This window comes from Brevundimonas sp., from assembly GCF_044239655.1.
In the GTDB taxonomy this organism is placed as follows: domain Bacteria; phylum Pseudomonadota; class Alphaproteobacteria; order Caulobacterales; family Caulobacteraceae; genus Brevundimonas.
Genome location: NZ_JBIIAY010000135.1, coordinates 1 through 7,670 on the forward strand (window position 1 = coordinate 1; position 7,670 = coordinate 7,670).

9 protein-coding genes are annotated in these 7,670 nt (G+C 67.8%); 6 read left to right on the forward strand and 3 right to left on the reverse strand.

What is annotated here, in order from left to right; genetic code table 11:
* A partial coding sequence (locus ACILQR_RS14390) for a hypothetical protein (RefSeq protein ID WP_395652079.1) occupies positions 1 to 207 on the reverse strand: 207 nt, incomplete at its 3' end.
* 116 nt (positions 208 to 323) lie between these two features.
* The gene (dnaG, locus tag ACILQR_RS14395; RefSeq protein WP_395652080.1) at positions 324 to 2,186 is read right to left on the reverse strand and encodes a DNA primase; all 1,863 of its coding nucleotides are present in this window, start codon (positions 2,184 to 2,186) and stop codon (positions 324 to 326) included.
* A 107-nt stretch (positions 2,187 to 2,293) separates the two neighbouring features.
* On the opposite strand from dnaG, the gene ACILQR_RS14400 reads away from it, so the two are divergent.
* The 5 genes from ACILQR_RS14400 (at position 2,294) to ACILQR_RS14420 (ending at position 6,546) form a co-directional block, all read left to right on the forward strand.
* Positions 2,294 to 2,956 carry a hypothetical protein gene (locus tag ACILQR_RS14400; RefSeq protein WP_395652081.1) on the forward strand — a complete coding sequence of 221 codons (663 nt, stop codon included), beginning with the start codon at positions 2,294 to 2,296 and terminating at the stop codon, positions 2,954 to 2,956.
* Positions 2,953 to 3,237 carry a transcriptional regulator gene (locus tag ACILQR_RS14405; protein WP_395652082.1) on the forward strand — a complete coding sequence of 95 codons (285 nt, stop codon included), beginning with the start codon at positions 2,953 to 2,955 and terminating at the stop codon, positions 3,235 to 3,237. The genes ACILQR_RS14400 and ACILQR_RS14405 overlap by 4 nt, the downstream gene beginning before the upstream one ends.
* Positions 3,238 to 3,440: 203 nt before the next feature.
* Positions 3,441 to 3,707, forward strand: coding sequence for a hypothetical protein (locus ACILQR_RS14410; RefSeq protein WP_395652083.1), 267 nt, complete (start codon positions 3,441 to 3,443; stop codon positions 3,705 to 3,707).
* 53 nt (positions 3,708 to 3,760) lie between these two features.
* Complete coding sequence (locus tag ACILQR_RS14415; RefSeq protein WP_395652084.1) at positions 3,761 to 6,238, forward strand: helicase-related protein; 2,478 nt, start codon at positions 3,761 to 3,763, stop codon at positions 6,236 to 6,238.
* 5 nt (positions 6,239 to 6,243) lie between these two features.
* Complete coding sequence (locus ACILQR_RS14420; RefSeq protein WP_395652085.1) at positions 6,244 to 6,546, forward strand: RNA-binding S4 domain-containing protein; 303 nt, start codon at positions 6,244 to 6,246, stop codon at positions 6,544 to 6,546.
* 74 nt (positions 6,547 to 6,620) lie between these two features.
* Here the strand turns inward: ACILQR_RS14420 and ACILQR_RS14425 are convergent, their stop codons facing one another.
* On the reverse strand, positions 6,621 to 7,247 hold the full coding sequence (locus ACILQR_RS14425) for a YceI family protein (RefSeq protein ID WP_395652086.1): 627 nt from the start codon (positions 7,245 to 7,247) through the stop codon (positions 6,621 to 6,623).
* A gap of 210 nt (positions 7,248 to 7,457) precedes the next feature.
* Between ACILQR_RS14425 and ACILQR_RS14430 the strand changes: the two genes are divergently transcribed.
* Positions 7,458 to 7,670 (forward strand): ferredoxin family protein (locus ACILQR_RS14430; RefSeq protein ID WP_395652087.1); only part of this gene is annotated, 213 nt, incomplete at its 3' end.

A 7,670-nucleotide genomic window follows, 5' to 3' on the forward strand; every position in this document is an offset into this window, starting at 1 on the left:
ACGGGACCGTTGAAACAGGGCAATGTCTTCTTCTTCCCATCCGCCATAGAAATCGTTGGGATATTTTCGCCTTGCCTGGATCGCGGACTGGATACGCGGGGACAGATGGCCAAAGGTTTCGGTCTCGGTGACCTCGGCGGCCGATGGAGCGGTCGCATCGGCGGAAAGGCGGCGGCGAAGTCGGCGAAACATCTGAATGTCCAGCAAGGCACCGGTCGAAAGAACAGAGGCCGGCGCGCCTCCTTACAATCCGGCGAGGGTCACGAGCTATCGCAATTTGACAGGGCTGCATCAGGGGATAACAGCCGATCCCGAAAACGCGGTCAGCCCGCGCTCCAGATCTCCCCCGTCCGAACCGCCCGGCGCAGGGCGTCGCGTTCGGCCTTCAGGCGGCTGAAGGCCGGGGCGTCGAAGGCCTGGTCGGCACCCGACTTGGCCGAGGCCAGGGCCTGTTCCAGCGCCGCGACCCGGGTCAGGGCCTCGAACCCCTGGGCCCAGCGCAGGCGGGCTTCGGCGGTGCTGGACGTGGCGTCCAGGAACGGCGCCCCCGACTTGGCGGCCGCCTTCTCGACTTCGCGCAGCAGGTCGTCGTGGCCCGAGGCCGACAGCCGCCGCCGCAGCAGGGCGGAATCCATCGCCGCATCGGAGAACCGCAGCCGCACCAGCTCATGCGCCAGCCCGTCCAGCGCGGCATCGCCGAATCCGTGCGACGAGATGGCCTCCAGATGGTCGTCCATCCGCTCGGGGTCCTCGATGGCCCCGTGCGCCAGGGCCGCCGCCACGGGCTCGATCGAGCGCGACAGCGACTGCATCGCCTGCGCGCCTTCCGAGGTCTGGCCCAGCTTGGGCGGCGGACCTGGCCGCCAGCGTCCGCCCGGTTGCTGAGGCCGTGCCTGGGGTGCTGTCCGGCTGGGAAACAGGCCGTCGAACCGCTCGAACATCTCGCGCCGATACTGTTCGGCCAGATCCTTGTCCTGGATCAGGGCCGCCGCCGCCCGCAGCCGCCCCTTCAGCCCCGCCCGACGTTCCGGCGTATCCAGCGGCTCGACCTCGACTTCGCGCCGGAACAGCATCTCGGCGAACGGCCGCGTCTCGCTCATTGCCTGACGAAGCGCAGGCGCGCCCTTGTCCCGCAGGATGTCGTCCGGGTCCTGCCCGCCTTCCAGCAGGGCGAAACGGAACGACCGGCCGGGTTTCAACAGGGGCAGGGCGCGTTCGATGGCGCGGAACGCCGCCCTCTGGCCTGCCCCGTCGCCGTCGAAACACAGGACCGGCTCGGACGACGTCCGCCACAGCAGGGCCATCTGCTCCTCTGTCAGGGCCGTGCCCATCGGCGCCACGGCCGGCAGGCCCGCGCGCTGACAGGCGATGACGTCCATATAGCCTTCCACGACGATGATCGCCGCCTTGCCCTTGCTCTCGGCCCCCAGAATTCGCCGCGCCTCGGGCAGGCCGTAGAGAGTGGCCCCCTTGTAAAACAGCGGGCTCTCGGGTCCGTTCAGGTATTTCGCCCGGTCGTCGGGGTTCATGGCCCGCCCGCCGAAGCTGACGATCCGCCCGCGCGCATCCAGGATCGGGAACATCAGCCGGTCGCGGAACCGGTCATAGGGCTGGCCCCCACCTTCCGGCGAGATCAGCATCCCCATCTCGATCAGGTCGCCGGGCTTGGCACCCCGCTGGACCAGCGCGCTTTTCAGCCCCTCGCGGTCGTTGGGCGCATAGCCCAGGCCGAACCGCTCCCACTGATCCTCGGGCAGTCCGCGCCGCTCCAGGTATTCGCGCGCCGCCTTGCCGACCGACCGACGCAGGTTGGCCGCAAACCATTTCTGGGACAGGTCCATCCAGTCCGACAGGCCCTGGCGCTTCTGCTCCCGCTCGGCGCCCTGCGGGTCTTCGGCCGGCAGCGCCATCCCGGCCTCGGCGGCCAGCCGCTCGACCGCCTCCGGAAACGACAGCCGCTCGGTCTCCTGCAGGAAGCTGATGACGTCGCCGTGCTTGCCCGAGCTGAAGTCGTGGAAGAAGCCCTTGTCGTCGTTGACGAAGAACGACGGCGACTTCTCTTTCGAGAATGGGCTCAGCCCCACCCATTCCCGTCCCTGACGCTTGAGCTTCACCGACCGCCCGATCACGTCGGACGGGCGAAGGCGGGCCTTCAGTTCTTCCAGGAAACGGTCATCGAAACGCACCGCCGATCCTTAACGCGGGCTGCGCTGACTAGCGACTCTCCACACGAAGGCTCTTGACTCGACAACTTTGAAATTGAAAGTAGTCATATCGAAACCGGAGCTTCGCCATGTCCGACGCCACCACCCCCACGCCGTCCTCCGACGAGAGCGACATCGCCTATCTGAAGCGGCTGGCCGTCGCCGGGCGGGGCGAGCCGGCACCCTTCCTCTTGCTGATGGCCGTGTTCGGCGGGGCCTATGGCGGCCTGCTTCTGTTGCTAACTGTCGGGTTCATGGTCGACGGCTGGCCGGACCCGGCCATGGGACGTTACACGCCCGGCCCGATCGTGCTGATCGCCAATGGGGGCATTCTCGCCGCCCACCTGATGTTTTTCGTCACCTTGATCTGGACCGCGTGGCGAACGCTGGGGCCCAACCGTATCCGACTGAACCGCACGGCCTCGGCGACCTGGACGGCGGCCTTCATCGGGCTTGTGACGGTGTTCACGGCGATCCGGCTATTTGCCGAGGGTGAGCCGCCCAGCGACGTGGTCTATTCCGCCCATCTGCTGGGGCCGATGCTGCTGGTGCTGTGGGGCTCGGCCTGGTGGGTGACGGCGATAACCAGCGACCGGCCCTGGCTGCTGGCTGTCGCGATCGGCAGCTATGTCGCCGCCGTCGCCATGGCCTCGGTCGGCAATACGGCGATGGCACTGCCGATCATCTGCGCCTGCCTGCTGCTGCTCGCCTTCGTCCCGGCGGTCATCCTGATGCGCCAGAGGGCCCGTTGAACGCGCCGTTTCCGGTCGATCCGCTGCTGTCCAGCCTGGTCCGGGCGGGTATTCTCGCCTTTCTGTCCGATCGCGGCGCGGCCGACTTCACCGAACTGGCCGCCGTGCTGGAACTGCCCAACAACAGCCTGTCCAGCCATTTGCAACGGCTGGAGGGCGCGGCCTATATCGAGCTACGTCGCGGATTTCTAGGCAGAAAACCCCGTACACGGATCGTTCTGACGCCCGTGGGGCGCAAGGCCTGGCTGGCGCATCTGGCCCGGATTACCGACCCGGCCTGAGGTCCGCCGTTAACCCTCTGTTTGCCAATACGCTCAAAGCGTGACCATAACCGCCTGAATACGCACATATTTTCTGCTCATACATGGAACTGTCCACAGGATCTGTGGATTAACCATACGACCCGTCACAGAAGGCGACGGGCCACCGGGGCCAGGACGCGATCGGCGTCGCAATCTCGAAATCTGCGTTACGAAGGCTCGCCATGTTCATCTCTATCGCCCGCCCGGCGGTGGAGCCCATCGGACCCGACACCGTCGCCGTTCCCGGCTCTCCCGCCATCGCCGAACTGTCGCCCCGCGCGATGCACGCCCGTCTGCTGGAGAACGCCGCCCTGCGCCGCCTGCGCGGCGTGGAGCGCAAACAGGCACACCGCGACGACGACGCCGGCTACTGGTTCACCGCTGCCCCGATGGCGGTGCGCAAGGCCTCGGCCCTGCGCGAGAACAAGAGCTTCGCCCCCATTCCCTGAATCCTGCGGTTCCGCTTGAGGAACCTTCGTCGAATCGCCACCTTATGGCGATCATGAGCGACCGCTCCACAGGCCAGGCTCCGTCCCGCGTCGTCGCGGTGCTGGGCCCCACCAACACCGGCAAGACCCATCTGGCGGTCGAGCGGATGCTGGGCCATGCGTCCGGCATGATCGGTCTGCCGCTGCGCCTGCTGGCCCGCGAGATCTATGAACGGGTGGTCAAGCTTCGAGGTGCCAACGCCGTCGCCCTGATCACGGGCGAGGAAAAGATCATCCCGCCGCGCCCGCATTTCTGGGTCTGCACCGTCGAGGCAATGCCGCTGGAGCGGGAGGTCGAGTTCCTGGCGGTGGACGAAATCCAGCTGGTCGCGGACCCGGAGCGTGGCCATGTCTTCACCAACCGGATGCTGCACGCCCGGGGCCGGTTCGAGACCATGTTCCTGGGGGCCGGGACCATGGCGCCCCTGATGCGCCGCCTGATCCCCGACATCGAGATCGTCACCCGCGAACGCCTGTCGAACCTCAGCTACGCGGGCTCCAAGAAGCTGACCCGCCTGCCGCGCCGCTCGGCCATCGTCGCCTTCAGCACCGAGCAGGTCTACGCCATCGCCGAACTGATCCGCCGCCAACGGGGCGGGGCGGCGGTGGTGATGGGCAGTCTCTCACCGCGTACCCGCAACGCACAGGTCGCCCTGTTCCAGTCGAGGGAGGTAGACTTCCTAGTCGCCACCGACGCCATCGGCATGGGGCTGAATATGGATGTCGACCATGTCGCTTTCGCCGGGATGCGAAAGTTCGACGGCCGCCGCACCCGCTGGCTCCACGCCCACGAGATGGCCCAGATCGCGGGCCGCGCCGGCCGCCACATTCGCGACGGCACCTTCGGCGTCACCGGCGAATGCGAGGAGCTTGACGAAGACCTGGTCGAACAGGTCGTCAACCATCAGTTCGATCCGGTCCAGAATGCCGAGTGGCGCAACGCCCGGCTCGACTTCGACACCCTGCCGGACCTGTTGCGGTCGCTGGTTCAGACACCTCAACGCGGAGGGCTCAAACTGACCCTGCCCGCCCTCGACGAGACCCTGCTGCGCCGCGCCATGCAGGACGACGACATCAAGGCGATCAGCCGCTCGCGCGGGACGATCATGCGGCTGTGGGAATGCTGTCAGCTGCCGGATTTCCAGAAGACCACCCTGGACGAGCACGCCCGACTGTCGCGCGACATCTTCCACGCCCTGACCGGCAAACGCGGCCGGCTGACCGACGACTGGATGGGGCCTCGGTTCGCAGAGCTTGACCGCGACGACGGCCAGATCGACCAGTTGTCGGCGCGGCTCAGCGGCGTGCGCACCCTGTCCTATATCGCCGCCCGGCCCGACTGGCTGGATCAGGCGCAGGGCTGGCGCGACCGCACCCGCGCGCTAGAGGACCGGCTGTCGGACGTCCTGCACGACCGCCTGACCGCCCGGTTCGTCGATCGCAAGACCACCGCCCTGATGCGCTCCCTGCACGACCGTGCCGACACCCTGGCCGAGGTCGCGGCCGACGGCGTCGTCACCGTGGACGGCGAGGCGGTCGGGCATCTGGAGGGGGTCCGCTTCGCCGGTGACAAGGGCGGCTCGGCGCTGGCCGATCGCACGCTGAAGACCGCCGCCCTGCGCGCCGTCACGCCCGAGATCACCCGCCGCCTCGGCCGGCTCGCCGCCGATGCCGATGGCGCCTTCAGCGTCACGCCGGACGGCGACGTCCTCTGGCAGGGCGCACTGGCGGCCAAGATCGTTAACACCGAACCCTTCTCCCCCCGCGTCCGGCTGATTGGCGATCTGGGCCCGCAGGCCGCGCGTGACCGGGCCCAGCGCCGCATCGAGGCCTGGCTGGCGAGCGAGGCGGGCAGGGCGCTGCGCGATCTTCGCCGGCTGAAACAGGCCATCGAGACCGGCGGCCTGAAAGGCCTGCCGCGCGGTATCGCCTTTCGCCTGCTGGAGGCCGGCGGCGTCATCGACCGCCGCGACGTCGAACGCGACCTCGCCGCCCTCAGCCAGGTCGAGCGCCGCACGATCAAGACCTTCGCCATCCGCGTCGGCACCCATTCGGTCTGGCTGCCCGGCGTGCTGAAATCGCGCGGCCGGGTGCTCGCCCAGGCCTTCGCCGCGACCGAACCGTTCCGCGCATCAGGAGAGGGGCTGGCCCTGTTGCCGATCCCGGCACCGTCGATCCGCGCCCTGTCGGCCTTCGGGCGGCGTGCGGTCGGCCGCTGGTCAGCCCCGGTCGAGCTGCTGGAACGCCTCGCCGACCTCAAACAGGCGGCGGGCAAGGGCGACATCGCCCCCGAAGCCCTGACCGATCTGGGCCTGAAGTCCGGCGAGGCCGGCGCCCTGCTCGCCGCCCTGAAATCCACCCGCGCCCAGCAGCCGGATCGCCCGGGCAAGCCCCTGGTGGTCAAGGATTCGCCTTTCGCCAGACTGGCCGAACTCACCGCCCCCGCACCGCCCGCCCGCCGCAAGCGGCCGAGGCGGAAGAAGGCATCATAGTCGGCATGAGCGAAGGCTCGGTCCGCATCGACATCTGGCTGTGGCGCGCGCGGTTCGTGAAGACGCGGTCGCTGGCCGCCGCCCTCGTCGAGCGCGGGGCCGTTCGCCTGACCCATCAGGGCCGCCAGACCCGCCTCGACAAGCCCAGCCGTGTCGTCCACCCCGGCGACGAGATCACCTTCGCGATCGACGGCCGGGTCACCGCCGTGCGCGTCGAGGCTCTCGGCGAACGGCGCGGACCCCCACCGGAGGCCCGCGCCCTGTATTCACCGCTGGATGCCGACACATCCGAACCTGGGCTCAAGTAGCGAGCCGGAGCCTGTCCTCCGGCCGATCGCAGTTCGGACCGGGGGGCGTGGCGAGCGGTAGCCCACCTCTTCGACTATTGCTTGACGAACTCGCCTTCGATGTGAAGTTCGACCTCGTCGCCGATCGCCGGAAGACCATAGGTCATGCCGAACTCGGACCGCTTGATCGTGGTCTCGCCGTCGAAGCCCAGGCGATAGGGACCGCGAACAGAGCCGGCCTGGTTGAACTTGACCTCCAGCGTCACCGGCTTGGTCACGCCGTGCAGGGTCAGGTCGCCGACCACATCAGCCTCGGTCGCGTCGTCGCTATCCACGGTGATCGTCTTCGCGACGAAGGTGGCGGTCGGGAACTGGGCCGCATCGAAGAAGTCGGGCGTCTGCAGGTGGGTCTTCAGGCCCGGCGAGGTGTCGTCGAGGCCAGAGATCGGCACGGTCGCCGTCAGGGTCGCCGCCGACGGATTGGCCGGATCGATGGTCAGGTCGGCCGTCACGCCCGTGAACTGGCCCGTATAGGTCGAAAAGCCCAGATGGTTCAGCGACCACGTGATCTTGCCGTGCGACGAATCCAGCTTGTAGGTCCCGGCCTGGACCTCGGCCGGGTTCTTGGTCAGGGCGGCCTGGGCGACGACCCCGCCCGAAATCAGGACGGCGGCGGCCCCAGCCAGGGCGGCGGAACGGATGAAGAGGCGGCGGTTCGACATGGAAACTCCTGGGTTGGGACGACGATGACGCGAGAACTGTAATCGGTACTGATGCAAATAGCCGTGTTTGGCGTCACTGCAAGAGGCCAGGGGCGCAAGCGGCGACAGATTTGCTGTTCAACGCATTCAGCCCCGTTCGGTTGACAGTGAGCCCCGTCGGGGTCATCTGCGCAACCCGACCTTCCCAACCGACAGCGCCTATTCCCGCCCATGACCTACATCGTCACCGACGCCTGCGTGAAATGTAAGTTCATGGACTGTGTCGAGGTCTGTCCGGTGGACTGTTTCTACGAGGGCGAGAACTTCCTGGTCATCGCGCCGGACGAATGCATCGACTGCGGCGTCTGCGAGCCGGAATGCCCGATCGACGCCATCAAGCCCGACACCGAAGACGATCCCGACGGCAAGTGGCTCCAGATCAAC